We start from the raw sequence: 18,509 nt of genomic DNA on the forward strand, positions 1-18,509 counted from the left end.
GCGACGGCCGGCCCACCCTCGCAAGTATCCCCCGGATCACCTCATATCGGCGGCCGTGATGAGGTGCAGTTGCGCGTCCGTCCAGGTCCGGGTCATCCGGTACGGGTCGTCCCCGTCGAGCGCCGCGCCGAAGGCGCGCAGCAGTCCGGCGGCCGTGGCCAGCCCGGTGGCCGCAAGCTGCTCGGCGGCCCGGCCGGCACGCGTACGGGTCCCGGCCGGCAGGTGCCGGAGGCCGCGGTGGGCCGCGTCGGCGCACACGTCGAGCGCGGTGGCCAGCGCCTCGGTCAGCGGATCGCTCCGCTCGCCGCCGTACGCGTCGAGCGCGGTGCCGCCGTCGCCGGGGGCGAGGTCGGGGACCACGACGCCGTCGGTGGTCATGACCGCGATCGGGTCCACCACCAGGGCTCCCCTGGCGCGCCGGACCGGCCCGCTGATGTAGAGCGGCTCACCGCGCTCGCCGGTGAGCGCCTCGGCCAGATGGTCGAGCGCGCCCGGACTGTACGGCGAGTACGTGGCCGACACCGAGCCCGTGACGCCCTCGGCGTCGCTGAACGCAGCCGTGAGCCGCTGGTCGCCGGGGCTGTAGCCGATGTCCTGGACCTTGGCGACCTCGACGACCCGGATGGACTCGGCCTCCACGCGCGGCCGGACGAGGCGGGGCGGCTGGGCGTCCAGCTCGCGTTCCAGCGTCCGCAGATCGCGGGCCAGGACCGTGCCGGGCAGGTCGCTCCAGGCGCCGCCGACCGGGGTGACCGTCGTCTTGGACACCCGGCCGGTGCCGAGCCGTACGACCCGGCTGGGGCTGCGGGTGGCGTTCTCGGAGACGACGTTGGCCGTGGCCAGCGAGCGCAGCGGCGCGCCCGCGATCCGGCGCGGGGCGATGTCGTGCCCGTACAGCCGCTGGTCCCCGGTGGCGTCCCAGCGCCGCTTCAGGACCAGGACGATGCCGCTGGCGGCGTGCGCGAGGAAGACGTCGGCGGTGCGTTCCGCGTCGTCCCCGCCGACGCGGCAGCCGAGCGCGGTGAGCCGTACGCGGCGCAGCGGGGTCTCGGCGGTCTCGTTGGTGCCCAGCACCTGCGAGCGCGGGCTGCCGCTCCCGTGCAGGGCCGCACGGTGCCGGGCGTGGACTTCGGTGATCAGCGCCGCGAGCCGCGCGGGCTCGTGGCCGGCGCCGCGGTCGCGGTACGCGGCCAGCTGCCCGGCGATGTCGTCGAGCGTGGCGGCGGGCCAGTGCAGGTTCTTGGCGGTGAGCTCGCGCGACGCCCGGTGCAGCGCGGTGCTCAGTACGGGGCCCGCGTGCATCGTCCCGTCCAGCAGCACCTGGTCGACGGTCTCCAGTACCGCCTCCAGACCCGAGCCGGTGGCGTCGCCCGCGGCCTTGCCGCCCACGTCCACCCGGACGTTCTCGCCCTGGAGGCCCCGCTCGTCGGCGACCCGGAAGGCCCAGACGGCGAGCGCGATGACCTCGCCGCGCATGGCCGCGACGGCGTCGGTGTGCACGTACCCGAACTCGTCCGGCACCAGGAACCGCACGGTGCAGGTCGGCAGCTCCACGGCGGCGACCGGGTCGGTCTCCGAGGGACGGTGGACGCGCGCCGCGTAGCCGGACCTGGCCGTACGGCGGGCAGCCGTGAGGGCACGTTCGCCTAGGACGCGGGCCAGCGCCTCGTCGTCATAACTCCCGGGAGACCAGTCCTTGTAGGCCGGAGCCTCGGGGGTCCCGGCCGCTGTGGCGGTGCTCTCCTCGGGGGCGTCGTCCTCGGCGGAGCCCGCGGCCTGCCGCTGGTAGGCCAGGACGAGCCCGATCTGGTGACGGCAGACGCCGGTGGCCGCGCACGTACAGGTCGCGCCTTCGAGCCCGCCGCCGCCGGGCAGCGTCGTCCGTACCTCGTCGGGGAACGCGCCGCTCACGGTGCCGTCGTCCGCGACGGCCACCTCCGGGACGTTCCCGGCGTCCAGGTCCTTGGCCGCGCGCTTGACCAGCCCCCGGTTGGCGAGGGAGGCGAGCGAGTCGGGGGTGAGGGCGAGCAGGTCGGTACGGGTCATCGGCCGATCCGTTCGGCGACGAAGGCCGCGAGTTCGCCCGGCGTCATGGCGCCGATGTGGGCGCCGACGTTGGCGAGCCGCTGCGCCAGGTCGCGGTCGTAGGAGGGGTTGGCCTCCTCGTCCAGCGCCGCCAGCCCCAGTACCTGGGTGCCCTGCTCGGCCATCTGCTTGACCGTGCGGATCAGCCGGTACTCGTCGCCGCCCTCGTAGAAGTCGGTGACGACGGCGACGATGGCGCGGCGCGGGTTCTCGATCAGCCCGGCGCCGTACTCGACCGCCTTCGCGATGTCGGTGCCGCCGCCGAGCTGGACCTTCATCAGCAGCTCGACCGGGTCGGTGACATCGGAGGTGAGGTCGACCACGTTGGTGTCGAAGGCGATCAGATGGGTCTTGAGGCCGGGCAGCCCCCACAGGCAGGCCGCGGTGACCGCGGAGTGGATCACCGAGCTCAGCATCGAGCCCGACTGGTCCACGATCAGGATCATCTGCCACTGGTCGAGGCTGCGCTTGGTCCGGGACATGAAGTGCGGATGCTCGATGTAGAGCCGCTTCTCGTCCGGCCGGTAGTGCCCCAGGTTGGTGCGGATCGTCCGGTGGAAGTCGAAGTTGCGCGCCTGCTTCCACTGGCTCGGCCTGCGCGAGCGGGTGCCGTGGAACGCCTTGCGCACCTCGGTGGCCATCTTCCGCAGCAGTTCCTGGACGACCTGGTCGACGATCCGCCGCGCCAGCGCCAGCACCTCGGGGTTCATCAGGTGCTTGGTCCGCAGCACGGCGCGCAGCAGCGTCGGATTGGGCTCGATGCGCTCCAGCACGGCCGGGTCGGTGACGACCTCGTGGATCTCGTAGCGCTCGACCGCGTCGCGCTCCAGCCGCTCGATGGTCTCCTTGGGGAACAGCTTGTGGATGCTGTCGAGCCAGTCGACGGTGTTGAGGATCGAGTCGCCGTCCCCGGCGGACCGCTCGCCGGACGGCTTGTTCCCGCCCTTGCGCACGCCCCGCTGCTCCAGGTCGGAGTCGCGCCCGTACAGCCAGCCGAGCGCCTGGTCGCGCCCGGCCGCCTGGGCTCCGAGCGCCCCGCAGGCCCCCTCCGCCGGGCTGCCCAGGATGAGCCGCCAGCGTTCGAGGCCCGGATCGGGCTGGGTCATACCGTTTCCTTTCGCACCATGTCGTCCGCCGTGCCCGCCGCGCCGGCCGCATCGGCCGCGTCGGCCATGGGCCCCAGGCCTTCGGCGGCCAGCAGCCGGTTCACCCGCTCCTCCAGGGCGCGCCCCTCGACCAGGACCATCGGGTTCTTGGGCGCCCGCAGCAGGGCGCGGGCCGAGCCCTGCACGCCCCGGCGGTCCAGCAGCCGGCGGGCGATCGTCTCGCGCTCGCGCGGCGGGAAGAACTCGAACGCCTGGCGCAGCGCGGGCAGCGCGATCAGGAAGTCGGTCTCGGCCAGCCCGACGATCATCTCGTCGAGCACCGTGAGCACCCCGCGCGCCGCCGGCGCCCCCGCCTTCGCGGCCGCTCCGGCCTGCTCGCCCTCTTCGGCGATCACTTCGTCCCTGGCCAGCGCGAACAGCCCCGCCAGCCAGTCGCCGAGGGTGTCGGGCAGGGCGGCCCCGAGCACCGCGCGGGCCGGATCGGCGGCGGCGCCCATCGACCAGCCCAGCCCGAACGCGGCGCCGCGCAGGTCCGGGGGCGCCTCGGACTGGACGCTGACCCGCGCGGCGACGGCGAGCGCGGCGTCGCGGTCCAGGTCGAGCGAGCCGGCGGCGTGCAGCAGCGCGTCCCGGGTCGCGGCGAGCGCGTGCAGCCGGCGCAGGTCGGCCGGTCCCGGGCCGCCGCGCACGCCTTCCACCAGCCACAGCACGCGCGTCACGCAGCCCTCGATCACCCGACCGAACAGCGGGCTCCCGGCCGTTCCGAGCAGCCGGTCGTGCCGCCACAGGCCGAGCGTCGTGCCGAGCACGTCGCCCAGCCCGCCCAGCTCCGAGGCGCCCGCGATGGCGGCCTCGATCGTTCCGGCGATCCGGTCGGACAGGTCCGTGCAGCCGCACAGCGCGGCGTCGAACAGCACGCCGGCCAGCCGCCCGGCATCGCTGCCGGCGTCGGCGACGCGCTCCTCCAGAACGGCCGCCGCGGCGTCCTCCAGCGTCGCGCCGTACGCGCCGGCCTCGATCATCGCGGGCAGCCGGTCGTCGCTCGGCTGGAGCGTCCACTTCTCTTCCAGGACGGGCTCGGCGCCGGTGCCGGGGCCGGAGATCCGCTCGAAGCCGGGGATCCGCAGCACCCGCAGCCGGTGCAGGACCCGGCTGCGTACCAGCCCCCGGTCGTCGGTGAGCCGTACGGTCACGGGGCCTTCGCCGTCGAGCTTCAGCCGTTCGAGCTCGATCTTCACCTCGTGCAGCAGCGGCGGCGCGGGCGTGCCGGGCCGGAGGCGCCCGACGCGGCCGCCGCTCAGCGCGCCGACCATCTCGGCCACCGCCGGGTGCGCGCCCGGGTCGAGCGGGCCGCGCGTGGTCCAGGGCAGCCGCTGCTCCAGATCGTCGGTGACCAGCGCGGCGACCAGCCCGTCGAGCAGGTCGGTACGGGCGGGTGCGGCGTGGCCGCGCAGCCTGGCCAGGCCTTCGGTGAGGGTACGGGCCGCGATCAGGTCGGCGGTCGAGACCGGCTGGCGGCGCTTGCGGAGCCGGGCGACGACCAGCTCGGTCAGCCCTGCGGCGGCGGCCTCCGCGCCGCCCTCCCACAGCCGCTGGTAGTACTCGGGCGAAGGCATCCCGGACTGGTAGCCGGTGAACGCGTCCAGGCGCTGGAACGAGTACGGCACCAGATAGCTGCCCCCGATGGCGCGCTCGGGTGGCGCGGGCACCTCCGGCCAGCCCTTCTCGTCCCCGACCGGGCCCGCCTCGACCAGGCGGCGGATCGCGGCGCGGTGGAATCCGCCGGTGATCACCACGATCGGCCGGTCGCCCGCGTCGGCCACCGCCGCGCGGACCCAGCGGGCCATGTACGCCTCGCGCGCGGTGTCGTCGTCCCCGGCCTCGGACTCGCCCCGGACGAGGTCGAAGTACGCGCCGAGCCGTTCCTCCAGGGTGTCCTCGTCGTCGGTCCCCTCGAACATGTGGTCCCAGAGGGTGTCGGTGTTGTCGACGGCGAACGCCTCGCAGAGCCGCTCGGTGACCTGGGCGTAGCGCTCGTCGGCGTCGGCGTAGCGGTTGCGCCGGTCCGCGAACGCCGGGTGCCAGGCGGGCAGGTCGATGAACCGCACGTCGGCGTCCGCTGCCCGTCCCTCGGTCAGCGCGACCCACTCGGGAGAGTAGGCGCAGAACGGCGACCACGAGCCGTGCACGCGCGCCTCGTCCTTGTAGTGGCTGTAGATCGCGACCGGCAGTTCGTGGCCGAGCAGCAGCTCGTCCAGCCGGGAGCTGAAGTCGGCCGGCCCCTCCACCAGCACGTACGCGGGCTTCAGCCGCCTGATGGCGCTGCGGACGAGACGCGAGCAGGCGGGGCTGTGGTGCCGTACGCCGATATAGGTGATGCCCGCCGTGCGGCGGGCGTCCGCCGGGCGGGTGTCCGTCGCGGCCATCAGCCGGGCAGCACGTGGCGGGCCGCGTGCAGCGCCTTCCACTGCGTGCCCTGGCGGCGCGGCGCCTGCTGCTCCAGGTAGCGGCGCAGCCGGGCCAGATCCTCGGGGTTGTCCTTGGCGCCCGCGCCGGCCAGGCATTCCACGATGTCGGCCGCGGTGCCCTCCTCGCCGCGCAGGAACCAGCCGCGGATCCCGACCGCGTGCGCGACCGAGACCGCCTCGGCGGTGCTCATCACGGTCGACAGCCGGTCCATCGACTGGCCGTTCTCGGTCTTCCCGGTCCGCAGCTCGCGGAACGTGGTGACCAGCACCTCCAGCACGTCCCGGCGCGGCGGGACCCCGACGCCGGACTGCTCCAGCAGCCGGGTGGCCTCGCCCTCCACCAGGTCCAGTTCGGTGGCGAAGTCGGAGATGGGGAACACGGTCTCGAAGTTGAACCGCCGCTTGAGCGCGGCGCTCATCTCGTTCACGCCGCGGTCGCGGGTGTTGGCGGTCGCGATGATGTTGAAGCCCTCGCGGGCGAACACCATCGCGTCCGGGCCGCTCAGCTCGGGGATGCCGAGCACCCGGTCCGACAGCGGGGACAGCAGCGAGTCCTGGACCTCCAGCGGGCAGCGGGTGATCTCCTCGAACCGCACCAGCTTGCCGTCCGCCATCCCGCGCAGCAGCGGCGCGGGCACCAGCGAGCGCGTGGACGGCCCTTCGGAGACCAGCAGCGCGTAGTTCCAGGAGTACTTGATCTGGTCCTCGGTGGTGGCCGCGCCACCCTGGATGGTCAGCGTGGAGTCGCCGCTGACCGCGGCGGCGACCAGCTCCGACAGCAGCGACTTGGCCGTACCGGGCTCGCCGACCATCATCAGCCCGCGGCTGGTGGCGAGCGCGACCAGCGCGCGGTCGATCAGCGACGGGTCGCCGACGAACTTGCGCCGCACGCCGCGCCCGGGGTCGCCCATGATGAAGCGGCGGGCCGCCTCCAGGCTCAGCGCCCAGCCGGGCGGGCGCGGGCCGGTGTCGTCCTCGCGCAGCCGGGCCAGCTCGTCGGCGTACCGTACCTCGGCGGGGGGCCGCTGCAGCTGCTGCTCATCCTGCCCGGACGACTCAGCCTTTTCGGTGGTCTTAGCGGTCATTGTCCTATTCTCCTGCTGAAACGTTGCCTGCTGGAACGGCGCCTGCGGGAACGGTGCCTCGGGGACGGTACGGGTCAGAGCGCGGCGGCGGCCAGCCAGGTGAGGTCGGCCAGGACCTCGGAGGCGGTGACCGGGTCCAGTTCGCCGAAGGTACGGGTCGTGCCCGTGGTCGATGGGCCCCGGTGTGGCCGGTAGTCGGTCGGGTGGTCGTTGATCCAGACGTGCTCGAGCGTCTGGTCGCCGCTGTCCTCGACCACGCCGACGCTGATCCCGTAGTGCAGGTCGATGATCACGTGCAGGCGGCCGGGGACGGGCTTGGAGATCCACCGCTCGCCGCCGGCGTCCAGCGGCATGCCCCGTTCCCAGCCGCGCCCGACCAGGCCCAGCACCGAGTAGACCGGCACCGTGATCTTCTCGAACCGGGCCAGCGTGCCGGCCGCGCGCTCCTCGTCGGTGAGCGTGTGCACCTCGCGCCCCAACTGCGGGAACGGCTGCAGGATCTCGTAGTCGGCCAGCACGTCCGACCAGGCGGCGACGCTCTCGCCGAGTTCGAGCGGGTGCGCGATGCCGATCGCCGCCGAACCGGGCAGGTCGAACGCCTCGTCCTCGACATCGGCGAGGCTGCGGTCCTCGGCGATCCGGAACGCCGTCGTCGTGCCGGCGTCCTCGGCGATCCAGATCAGCCGCCGGGCGATGTGCCACATCAGCGGGTGGGCGACGAAGAGCGTCCGGAACTCCCCGGGCGTCCAGCGCCGCCGCCCCATGGCCGATTCCAGCCGATTGACCTGGTCGGACGCGATCGTCCTGATGTCCTTCTTCAGGCCCGCGAACGCCTTGTACGCGGCGTTCGCCGTCTCCTCGTCGTCCTTGACCCCGGGCTTGGGCAGGGCCTTGCGCCGCTTGCCGTCCTCGTCGGTCACGTACGGCTTGAGCTGCTCGTCGAACCCCACGTGGAAGCGGCGGGGACCGTAGTCGAGCGTCATGCCGCCGTCGGCGTCCAGCCCGAAGTCCGGAACGAGCCGGTCGGCGAGCTGCTCGGAGGTCAGCTCCAGTGCCGTCGCGACCTCCTCGATCTTGTCCTGAGCCCGCGCCTTCAGCCCCTTGAACTTCACCTTCTGCGAGATCCCGTGCAGGTGCAGCAGCGCCACCTCGGAACCGATCTCGGCCAGCACGTCCAGCCCGTTCACGGCCTTCTGGTGGCCGCCGACCCCAGGCCAGGCGCGGATCACGGGTGTGAGGCGCCGGACGGTCTCGTCGTCACCGAGCCAGGCCAGCTGCTGCAGCGCCCAGCCGTCCTTGGACGGCGCGCCCTGCTCCTCCCACTGGCGGAACACGCCCCAGGAGAACTCGGCCAGCGACTCCGGATCGCACAGCTCGCGGACCGCGTCGACACCCGCGTACATCTCGCCCGGCTTGGACATCGCCAGCATCGTGATCAGGTGCCCGGCCGCCTCGACCGGCAGCGCCGCGTCCCGCCCGCGCATCAGCATCTGCGGCAGCAGCACCGGATCGGCCCATGCCGACGGCTGCGGGATCTTCGCCGGAAGCCGGTCGAGCGGATCGGTCTCCAGCAGCACCGCGATCGCGTCCGCCGCCGCATCGCCGTGCGCCTCCCGCGCCGCCGTCACGATCGCCTCAGCGCCCACCCGGGCCGCGATCAGCAGCAGCGCGCCCTCGGCCTGGCGGCGCTCCTTGCCCGCCTTGCCCAGCGCGGCCGGGAACAGCAGCCGCGCCCCGTCGACGCCGTGCCGGGCGAACCAGGCCATCGCGGGCACCCTGGCCGACTTGACCCGGTCGACCAGCTCGGCCATCAGGGCCGCGACGTCCGCGTGCAGGTACGGGAAGAGGACCCGGACATTGGTCGCGGGGTTCGACCGTGCGGCCCGCATCACCAGCGGCAGGGCGTCGGTCTCGTACCGGCCGGCGAGGCACCTCAGCCAGGGCAGATCGTCCGCGTCCCAGTAGGACTTGCCGCCCCAGCCGCCGAGCAGCGGCCGGACCAGCTCGTCCGGCCCCGACGTCATCAGGTGGAGCTGGGCGTAGCCGTGCATCCTTCCGGATTTGAGCTTCCTGAACTCCTCGGTCCAGTCCGTACCTTCCGGGAAGTCGACCCCCCAGCGCGCCGGGACCCGTACCGACCAGGCCTCGCGCTCGCCTTCGGCCCAGTGCATCCCCGGCTCGACGGCGGGGGTCAGGCCCGCGATGACGACCGGCTTGGCGGCCGTGCGGCGGTTCGTCCAGGGCGGCTCGACCAGCAGGCGCGGCAGCGCGTCCACCGGCGCCTGCGGCACCCGCGTGTTCGACGCCGAGATCGTCTCGATCAGCTCCCGGCTCTCCTCGGCGAGACCGGGCACCATCTCGGCGGCCAGTTCCGGATGGGACAGCAGGTGCCCGCCGAGCACCTCGGCGAGGCCGGCGGCGCGCTTGGCGTCGCCCCCGGCCCGGGCGTCCGCGACCGCGGCGGCCAGCAGCCGGAGCGCCCGCCCGGGGAACCGCCTCATCGCGTCGAGCAGCGCCGGCCGCACGTACTTCTCGTCCAGCCGATCGGTCAGGACCGTGAACGCCTCGTCGGTGGGCAGCAGCGCCACGACCTCCACGAGCCGCTGCCGCTCCTTCGGCTCGACACGGCCCCGGTCGAAGCTCTCGACGAGAACGGGCAGCACGTCCGCGCCGAGCCCGTCGACCATGGTCGCCATCAGCTCGACCGAGACGCTGTTCCAGTACAACTGGACCCTCAGCACGTCGAGATGCTCGGCGGCGCCGATGCTCAGCAGCATCTGCCAGCGGTGCTTGTCGTTCCGCCATGCCGCACGCTCGTTGCAGCACTCCAGCATCCAGTCGTGCCGGGTCGGGACGAGGTACGAGACCGCGAGCCGCCGATCAGGCGTGTCCCGCAGACCGGCAAGGCGTTCCACGGCCGCGTCGTACTCGGCCTGCTCGGCGACCGCCAGCATCCCGCGCATCCGGCGCCCGCAGCCGGCGGCGTCCCCGGTCAAGGCCGCGCCGGGCCGCTCCTGGGCACCGTACCCCAGGCTCTTCTCCGCACCCATGTGCCGCCGCATGATCTGCGTCGAGTCGAGCCGCAGCACCGCGCACGCCGCGAAGGGCAGTCCGTGCTCCAGGACCCAGGCGTCAAGGAAGGTCTTCAGTACGACCGACAGGTCGCGTACCCGCGACGCGTACGCGGCCACCAGCGCGACCACCGCGGCACCGGCCGGGTCGGCCTCGCCGTCCAGGTAGCGGCGCGCGGCCTCGGTGAGGTGCTGTTCCCCGTACTCACCGGCCAGCATCGTGCCGAGGGCGTCCTTCGACTCCCCGACATACGCGCGGGCCTTCTCGACGGCCGACTTGGCCACCTTGACCTGCGGCCCGGGCGCACCCCCGCGCCGCGCGTGCAGGTGCCGACTCCATGCCTCCGGAACCGTCAGCGTGTTCTCGTTCATGCTCCCTCGTTCTTGCCGGTGAGTGCGGTGAGGTCGGCCAGGACCTCGGAGGCGGTCACGGCGTCCAGCGCGCCGAAGAGGTACCGGGGCGCGCGGCCGTACGGGTAGCGGGTGGGGCGGTCGTCGATCCAGACGTTATGGAGGGTCTGGTCGCCGCTCACGTCGATGTAGCCGGCGGTGATCCCCGGGTCCAGATCGACGACGACGTGCAGGCCGCCCGGAACGGGCTTGGAGATCCAGTTCTCGAAGCCCGCGTCCTGCGGTACGCCACGGACCCAGCCGCGCCCCACCAGGCCGAGGAAGGCGCGCACCGGCAGTGTGACCTGCTCGAACCGCTCCAGCCGGCCGGCCACGCGCTCTTCCTCGGTCAGCGCGTGCACGCCCCGTCCCAGCTGCGGGAACGGCTGCAGGATCTCGTAGTCGGCGAACACCTCCGCCCATGCGGCGCGCTCCTGTGCCGACAGCAGGACCGGGTGGACCATGCCGATCTCGGCCTGTTCCGGAAGGAGGAGGGCCTCGTCCTCGACGTCGGCGAACGTCCGGTCCTCGGCGATCCGGAACGCCGTCGCCGTGCCGCCGTCCTCGGCGATCCAGAGCAGCCGCCGGGCGATGTGCCACATCAGCGGATGGCGGTAGAAGAAGTCGCGGAACTCCCCGGGCGTCCAGCGCCGTCCCGCCACCATCGCCGACTCCAGCCGGCCGATCTGGTCGGCGGCGACCGTACGGACGTCCTTCTTCAGGCCCGCGAAGTCCTTGTACGCGGCGGGCGCCAGCTCCGGGTCGTCCTTGGCACCCGGCTTCGGCAGCGCCTTGCGCCGCTTGCCGTCCTCATCCACCACGTACGGCTTGAGTTGCTCGTCGAAGCCCACCGCGAACCGGCGCGGGCCGTAGTCGAGGACCATGCCGCCCTGCTCGTCCAGGCCGAAGTCCGGTACGAGCCGGTCCGCGAGCTGCTCGGCCGTCAGGCCCAGCCCCGCCGCGACCTCCTCGATCTTCTGCTGCGCCCGCGCCTTGAGCCCCTTGAACTTCACCTTCTGCGCGATCCCGTGCAGGTACAGCAGCGCCACGTCGGAACCGATCTCCGCCAGCACCTCAAGCCCGGCGACCGCCCGGTGGTGCCCCTCCTCCCCCGGCCACGCCCTGATCACCGGCGCCAGCCGCCGTACGGTCTCGTCGTCGCCCAGCCATCCGAGCTGCGCCAGCGCCCAGGAATGCGCGGCGGGCGAGCCCGCGGCCCGCCAGGCCTCGAAGACCGCCCAGGCGAACTCCGCCAGCGACTCCGGGTCGCACAGTTCCAGCACCGGCTCGAGACCTGGATGTACCTCACCCGGTCGCGACATCGACAGGATCGCGATCAGATGATCGGTGGCCGGGATCGGCAGCGCGCCCCGTCCGCCCCTGAGCAGCACCTGCGGGAACAGATGCGCGCTCGCCCACCGCTCAGGCTCGTCCCGGCCGGACGGGCGCAGTGCCATCGGGTCGACGGCCAGCAGGTCCGCGACGGCCCCGGCGGCCTCGTCGCCGTACTCCCGCGCCGCCGCGACGACCGCCTCGGCGCCATGCGCGGACGCCACCAGCCGCAGCGCCGACTCCGCGTCCAGCCGGGCTGGTCCGGGCTTGCCGAGCGCGGCCGGAACGAGCATCGGCACGCTTTCGAGGCCGTGCCGCTCGAACCACGCGTGCGGCACGGCTCGCCGCGTCTTGCGCCGCCTCGCCCATTCGGCCATCTGCCGGGCCACCCAGGCGTCCAGGACGGGCATCAGCAGCTCGGCATTTTCGGCGGAGTGCTCCTTGACGGAGCGCAGGAAGGCCGGCAGCGCGTCGGCCCCGAACCGGGCCACGATCGGCGGCATGAAATCGTCCGCCCACACATAACCCGGGTCCCAGTCGGCCAGCAGGGGCCGTACCAAATCCACCGGCGCCGACAGCGCGATCCTGCGCGCATCCCCGCGCGCCTGGGTCTCCAGCCGGAAGGCCGCCGCCACGTCCTCCCGGTACTCCTCCGCAGGCGGCGCGTCCTTGCCCCACCGCTCCCGTTCACCAGGTGCCCAGTGGAGGGTCGCGCCCGCCGGCGGAGCCAGCTTGATGATGATCGGCTCACGGACCTCCTGGTCACGGAGCCAAGGCGGATCCACCAGGAACGAGGGCAGAACGTCCACCGGAGCGTCCGGCACCCGGCCATCGGCCTCGATCAGCTTTTCGGCGGCCTGGCGCGACTCCTCGTCCAGCTCCGCGACCCGTTCGCGATGGAGCCGCAGGTGAGCGGTCAGCAACCCGGAGTCTTCGCCGGTACGGGCCATGAGGCGGATCGCCCGTACCGGGAACCGCTCCATCGCCGCCAGCAGCGGCCCGTCGGCAGCCCGGTCGCCCTCGCCGTGGAGCCGGACCAGTATCTCCATGGCCTCGTCCGAGGGCAGCACGGCCAGAGCGTCCAGCGCGATTCCCCGGTAAGAAACGGGCCCGGCGGCCACCTCCCGCAGCAGCCGCACGGCCTCCACTCCGGCGCCGTCCACGAGAGTGGCGACGATGTCGTCCCCGAGCCGAGCCCAGTTGCCCGGAAGGTACCGGTCGACGAGGGCGGCATGCTCCGCACCCGCCGAGCAGGCCAGCATCCACCAGAACCCGTGGGCATCGGAGTCCGCGAAGCACTCCTCGACCCAATCGGTCCTGGCGGGCATCAGGTAGGCGGCACTCAGCCGCTGTCTCGGGGTCTTCCTGAACTCCGCGAGCGCGGCCTCGGCGTCCCGGTGCTCGCCATCGGAGGCCGCGGCCAGGAACGTCCGCAACCGGCGTCCCGCCTCCTGTTCCCCTGTCCACCACGCGTTGGCATGCTTTCCCAGGTTGCGCCACACATGGGTGACATGGGAGTACGTGCTGCGCGGATAGGTCGCCAGATCGCCAAGGTGGGCGAACGCGCAGGCCGCGAAGCCGACCCCGTGCCCTGCCGCCCAGGCGTCCACGAACGAGCAGGCGCTGCGCGGGTCCTGCCAGCCGTCGAGCTCGGCGATGAGGACCCCCACCACGGCCGCGCCGAGCGGATCGGCCTCGCCGCCCAGATACGCCCGCGCCCGCGCGGCCAGCTCCGGGTCGGTCTTCTCCGACTCGAGAACCTGCTGGATCCGCGGGGAGGACTTCCGCACCTTCCCCGCGATCCGTTTCGCGGCCGAGGCCGTCGGCGTGATCTCCGGGACCACCGTGCCGCCACGCCGCGGATGCAGCAGCCGGAACCAGGAGTCCGGGATCATCAGCGAGTTCTCGTCGGGAAGGCGTTGATCTTCCATGTCGCCCCACGTTAGAGGACCTGTGCGACAAACCGCCGGAAGTTGACCAACCCGCCACTCCCCCAACAACCCGCCCCATCACCTCACGCCGCACAGCCCCGACATGGTCCGCGATATCCAGGGCCATGCAGTCCCAGAACGTCGGCCGTCCGCTGTATCAATGGCCCTATGGAGATGGACACACAGCGGACCGGATTGTTCTGGATGTGCTGGCGGGCCGGGTTCCACTGCGTCCCTCCCGTCCAGGACGTCTGGTAGGGCGGGGACGGATCGTTCAGTGCGGCACGGACGTGTGCTTTCTCGCCGGCGAACTCATCGGCCCGACGACAAGCCCGTAGCCGTGGCGACCGCCACCGCCCGAATCCAAACCGTCCGCTAAAAGACCGCCGACCGCCCGTCCCAGAACGGATTACCGCCTCGCCGGAAGCTGGGCGTCACCGGCCTGTTCGTTCTGGTGCCGCGAGCTTCGCGGTGAGGTGGGCAATCAGCTGCGCGGGTGCGTCCTCCTGGAGAAGGTGACCGGCTCCCTCGATCCAGTGAAGTTCGGCGTGCAGGATCTTCCCGTGCAGCCACTCGGCATACTGCGGGGGCAGGATGCGGTCCTCGCGGCCCCAGATGAGGCGTACCGGCAGCGAGATCTCGCCCAGCAGATGCTCGTACTCGGCCGTGTCCACCTCCTTGATCTGGCTGTACTGGCGGTAGAACGCGGCCTGCCCCTCGACGCCCCGCCACGGCGCCAGGAACGCATCAAGGACCCCTGGCCGGAAGCCGACATGCGTGGCGTGGCGGAGATGGCTGGCCACCAGCGCCTCGTGCGCGTAATTGGGAAGCCGGTCGAAGACCTCCGCCTGCTGCAGGATGAGCTGGAACAGCCCCCTCTCCCACTGGCCGCCGCTCACCACATCGAACAGGGTGAGATCCCCGAAGCCCGCCCCTTCCAGGAGCAGTGTCCGGAGCGTGACCGCTCCGCCGATGTCGTGGGCGACGACGCTGGGGCGCGACAAGCCCCAGTGCTCAAGGAGCCGGCTGAAGTTCCTGGCATGAGCGGCCAGGCTGAGGTCCTGGCCTTCGCGCTGGTCCGACTGGCCGAACCCCAGATGGTCGAAGACGAAGACCCTGCGGGTCAGAGCGAGCGCTGGCGCGATGTCCCGCCACAGAAATGACGAGTACGGGGTGCCGTGTACGAGCACGACCGGATCGCCACTGCCCATGGCCGCCCACCGCACAACCCCGTCAGGCGTCTGGAACTCTTCGCCCAGCCTCCAGTCCACGGTCACCCTCTCGTCCGATCAGCAACAGCAGTGACCGCCATCCCCACGAAAGCGGCCGCTAAGCCGCCCCGCCGTCCTCGTCACTGTGCAACAGGCCCTGGCCCCGTACGAAGGCACGCCACTCGCGCGGACTGAACTCCAGAAGCGGCCCAGGATCTTTGGAATCACGAACGCCGATGGTGCCATCACTTGCCCGTGCCGCCTCGACACACTTGCCGTTCGGTTCGCTGTGACGGGACTTACGCCACCTCGCATGGGAATTCGCCATGCTCCCGACCTGCCCCTACCGCACGCTCGTCAACGCACCAGCACGAGGAGAGTGATGCCGTCGACCAGCCCAGCACTACGAACGGCTCGCCCGGATGGCTTGAAGGAAAGCACGCCACTCCAGCGGACTGAACTCCAGAAGGGGGCGCGGGTCCTTAGAGTCACGGACACCCACAGTGCCTTCGCCCGCGTGCGCCACCTCGACGCAATGACCGTTTGGCTCGCTGTGGCTCGACTTGCGCCACTTGCTGTAGTGCTTATTCATATGTCCGATCCTGCCTCATCCGTCAGTCGATCAGCCAGCCGGCCGAGGAAGGTGAGACTGTCTCTCGAAGAGAGAGCCACCTGCCGAAGGCGGTTGTACACCTCTGTATAGCGCGCTACCTCCTGGCGTTCGGTAAGCACGAGGTCGGTGGTCACGGTGTCGACGACAACCAATGGCGGGTCGGCTGATGCGGGGAAGGCGTAGAGGTAGAACGATGCCTTGGGGAGGAACCCTCCAGGGATGGGCCCATCGCAGGGCAACACCCGTACGGTGATGCGTTCTTCGGCGGCGACCAAGGCAATCAGATGACGAAGCTGGGCAGCCTTCACGGCCGGTGGCACTGCCAGACGGCGGATCATGCACTCATCGAGAACGGTTTCGTACATGGGGCCGTCCGAGCTCAGTAGACATTTCTGACGGCGGGCTCGGGCGTCTGCCATCCGCTCCGGGCGGTAGTCGAGCGTGCCTTGGGACTCATCTAGCTTGACCAGGGCACTGATGAACTCTGGTGTCTGCAAGAGAGCCGGGAACGCCGTCTGGTCATAGCTGCGGATGGTCTTGGCGCTGGACTCCAGGTCCGCGGCAAGCCGCTGACGTGGCCCCATGGGGCTGCCATAGCGGTCCCACCAGCCCTTCACAGCCGCATCGCGAGCCAGTTGGAAGAGCTTCTCATACTGACGACCCGTGACTTCGAGGATTTCGAGGATGGTCACGACCTCTGCGAGGTCCGGTCGGACCTGGGCGTTCTCCAGGCGAGTGATCTTCGTTCGGGACTGGTAGTCGAGCTTGGCCAACTCATCAGTGGTGAGGCCGCGACTTTCGCGGATCTTCCGGAGCTCGGTAGCGAGCCTGCGGCGACGGACGTACGGGCTGGGCATAGGGGGCTCCCTCGCGCGTCAAGCGAAGCAGTGATGGTCTGACTACGTTCCGTACATAGTCTAACTATGCACCGTGGAGTCGAACTGGCAATCGAGTGGCAGGATCAGGCCATGCTGCCGGTAAAGGCGCAGGTCCGAGCGGCATTTCAAATATCCGCACGTGCAGGATTCGCACGTTCGGATCCCATACGAGCCGTACTGGACGTGCGAGGCGGGGGTGTGCGGAGTGCGCTTGTGCTAATCAGCTGACCAGAGGGGCTAGTCGCTGGTTCCTCGTGATCAGACGGCCACATCTTGTGACGATGTGCTGGTGAGGGAGTGCTTCCCTGAGTGCTCCGCAAGGTGATCTTCGACGCGAGGTGTCCGATGTCCATGGCTCTACTTCCCGTGGCGGAGTCCGCGGTGCCGCTGTACTGGCGGCGGTCCTTTCCCGGCCGTACGGAGCAGGCGCGTGTGGCGCGCGGGTTCGTGGGCTGCCTGCTGGCCGGCTGTCCCTTTCTCGATGATGTGCTGCTCGCGGTGGGTGAGCTGGTGGTGAACGCGCTGCGGCACACCAAGTCCGGCCAGGACGGCGGCTCGTTCACCGTCGAAGTCCTGCGCGGCTGCGGTGGCGTGGTCCTGGGAGTCGCCGATCAGGGCGGGCCGTGCGAGCCGGTCGTCGTTGATGCCGGTGAGTTGGACGAGTGCGGGCGCGGGCTGCTCACCGTGTCCCGTACCGCTGCCCGGTGGGGCTGGTACGGCGATGAGTCCGGTCGCAAGGTCACCGTCACGTTCGCTGGGGAGTGGGTGGCGTGAGGTACTCGGTCGGCGAAACCTACGTCCAGGTTCAGCGGTATCTGCACGCGATGATGACGGCGGCGATGCGCGCCGATCCGGCTGCGCTGGAGGCGGGCGCTGCGGTGCTGGACGTCGATCCCTACAGCCGGGAGTTCGTGCGGAACGCGCGGCGGCTGGCGCTGGCGGGCGGGACGGCGATCACGGCCGTGCTGGCCGTGCACCGGCCCGGGAACGACCCGTACGACCAGGAGGTCTGCCGCGCCTGCGGGACGCGGCAGTGCCGGACGCTGCGGCACCTGTCCGAGGCGTTCGCGGCGTACGCGATCCGACCGGTGGCCGTGGATCGGGCCGCGGCGGGCCGACATTGGCTTCGGACCGGGCGCCGGGGCACTGAGCATCGAGGAGTCGGAGGAGTGCTTCATCGCCCGGCCGTCCTCGTCCGTTCCCGGCGGGGAGCGCTACCTGCTGCTGGTCGACCGCCGTACCGGCGCGCTGACCCGCTGGCCCGACCTGCCCAGCGAGCAGCTGATCGACCACTACCGCTCCTACCAGCGCGGCGAGCTATAGGCCCTGGTTTCCTACAAACTTCCCTGTTGTGTACGTTTATAGGGAAGTTTAGGGAAGTAAAGCGCTGCGATGATGTCCCGACTCCCCGTTCGCAGGCTGCCTGTGCGGCACTGTTCGACTCCATCGAGAGGGATGCTCGCTCATGAGCACGATCTACAAGTCCGAGGCCGGTGCGAGCGAGATCCGGCGGCATTACCAGGAAGCGCTGCACACCTGGCCGGTGCCCGCCGAGCATGTACGGATACCGACCCGCGAGGGCGAGACCTTCGTCGTCGTCTCCGGCCCGGAGGACGCGCCTCCCCTCCTGCTGCTGCATGGCTCGGGGACGAACACGACGACGTGGCTGGCAGACATCGCCTCCTGGGCGCGGCATTTCCGTACCTACGCCGTGGATGTCATCGGCGAGCCGGGCTTGAGCGCGCCGTCCCGCCCGTCGCTGGTTTCCGACGCCCACGCGCTGTGGCTGGACGATCTGCTGGACGGACTCGGGATCACGAGTGCCTCGATCGTCGGGACCTCCCTCGGCGGCTGGCTGGCGTTGGACTACGCCACCCGCCGGCCGGAACGGGTGAGCCGCCTGGCGCTGCTGTGCCCCGGCGGGCTGGGCCGGCAAAAGAACGGGTGGTTGGTCGGCGCCCTGCTCCTGCGCCTTTTCGGGCCCGGAGGGCTGCGCCGGTCGGCGCGAACGGTCACGGGCCTGGATACGCCGGAGGCCCGGCCCGTCCTCGACTCCGTGGCGCTGACCTTCGCGCACTTCAAGCCGCGTACGGAGCGGGTGCCCCTGTTCTCCGGCAGCACGCTGGGCCGACTGACCATGCCCGTGCTGGTCATTGCCGGAAGCCGCGACGTGTTGTTCGACTCGGCGGGGACGGCACGTCGCGTGCGACAGTGCATGCCGCACGCGAGGGTGAACCTCCTGCCGGAAGCCGGGCACGCGATCCTCGGCCAGACCGATTCCGTTCTGGCGTTCCTCCGCGAATGACCGGTCGCTCCGTCCCGCCGCTCGCGGATCGTGC

At 71.4% G+C, this 18,509-nt stretch carries 12 protein-coding genes; 2 read left to right on the forward strand and 10 right to left on the reverse strand.

The features are described 5' to 3' along the window. Positions 1-36 precede the first annotated feature (36 nt). From ACH34Q_RS19890 to ACH34Q_RS19935, 10 genes are all read right to left on the reverse strand, one after another. Positions 37-2,046: a hypothetical protein gene (locus ACH34Q_RS19890; RefSeq protein WP_395984466.1), complete on the reverse strand. Its 2,010-nt coding sequence runs from the start codon at positions 2,044-2,046 to the stop codon at positions 37-39. Continuing rightward, the gene (locus ACH34Q_RS19895; protein WP_395984467.1) at positions 2,043-3,191 is read right to left on the reverse strand and encodes a VWA domain-containing protein; all 1,149 of its coding nucleotides are present in this window, start codon (positions 3,189-3,191) and stop codon (positions 2,043-2,045) included. The genes ACH34Q_RS19890 and ACH34Q_RS19895 overlap by 4 nt, the downstream gene beginning before the upstream one ends. Next, on the reverse strand, positions 3,188-5,617 hold the full coding sequence (locus tag ACH34Q_RS19900; protein WP_395984468.1) for a DUF5682 family protein: 2,430 nt from the start codon (positions 5,615-5,617) through the stop codon (positions 3,188-3,190). Before ACH34Q_RS19900 ends, ACH34Q_RS19895 begins: the two co-directional genes overlap by 4 nt. Next, positions 5,617-6,744: an AAA family ATPase gene (locus ACH34Q_RS19905; RefSeq protein ID WP_395984469.1), complete on the reverse strand. Its 1,128-nt coding sequence runs from the start codon at positions 6,742-6,744 to the stop codon at positions 5,617-5,619. Before ACH34Q_RS19905 ends, ACH34Q_RS19900 begins: the two co-directional genes overlap by 1 nt. Positions 6,745-6,818: 74 nt before the next feature. Further along, positions 6,819-10,187 (reverse strand): DUF4132 domain-containing protein, encoded by a 3,369-nt coding sequence (locus tag ACH34Q_RS19910; RefSeq protein ID WP_395984470.1) that lies wholly within the window; start codon positions 10,185-10,187, stop codon positions 6,819-6,821. Next, complete coding sequence (locus tag ACH34Q_RS19915) at positions 10,184-13,468, reverse strand: DUF4132 domain-containing protein (protein WP_395984471.1); 3,285 nt, start codon at positions 13,466-13,468, stop codon at positions 10,184-10,186. The genes ACH34Q_RS19910 and ACH34Q_RS19915 overlap by 4 nt, the downstream gene beginning before the upstream one ends. 434 nt (positions 13,469-13,902) lie before the next feature. Beyond that, on the reverse strand, positions 13,903-14,679 hold the full coding sequence (locus ACH34Q_RS19920; RefSeq protein WP_395984472.1) for an alpha/beta fold hydrolase: 777 nt from the start codon (positions 14,677-14,679) through the stop codon (positions 13,903-13,905). Between the two features lie 118 nt (positions 14,680-14,797). Then, positions 14,798-15,007 carry a DUF397 domain-containing protein gene (locus tag ACH34Q_RS19925; RefSeq protein WP_395984473.1) on the reverse strand — a complete coding sequence of 70 codons (210 nt, stop codon included), beginning with the start codon at positions 15,005-15,007 and terminating at the stop codon, positions 14,798-14,800. 75 nt (positions 15,008-15,082) lie between these two features. Beyond that, positions 15,083-15,271, reverse strand: a complete 189-nt coding sequence (locus ACH34Q_RS19930) for a DUF397 domain-containing protein (protein WP_395984474.1) — start codon at positions 15,269-15,271, stop codon at positions 15,083-15,085. After that, positions 15,268-16,149 carry a helix-turn-helix domain-containing protein gene (locus ACH34Q_RS19935; RefSeq protein ID WP_395984475.1) on the reverse strand — a complete coding sequence of 294 codons (882 nt, stop codon included), beginning with the start codon at positions 16,147-16,149 and terminating at the stop codon, positions 15,268-15,270. The genes ACH34Q_RS19930 and ACH34Q_RS19935 overlap by 4 nt, the downstream gene beginning before the upstream one ends. Positions 16,150-16,521: 372 nt before the next feature. Between ACH34Q_RS19935 and ACH34Q_RS19940 the strand changes: the two genes are divergently transcribed. Further along, complete coding sequence (locus tag ACH34Q_RS19940; protein WP_395984476.1) at positions 16,522-16,944, forward strand: ATP-binding protein; 423 nt, start codon at positions 16,522-16,524, stop codon at positions 16,942-16,944. 691 nt (positions 16,945-17,635) lie between these two features. Next, positions 17,636-18,475: an alpha/beta fold hydrolase gene (locus ACH34Q_RS19945; RefSeq protein WP_395984477.1), complete on the forward strand. Its 840-nt coding sequence runs from the start codon at positions 17,636-17,638 to the stop codon at positions 18,473-18,475. Positions 18,476-18,509 lie beyond the last annotated feature (34 nt).

The sequence above is a fragment of the Actinomadura sp. 9N407 genome, from assembly GCF_044326315.1.
Classification (GTDB): domain Bacteria; phylum Actinomycetota; class Actinomycetes; order Streptosporangiales; family Streptosporangiaceae; genus Spirillospora.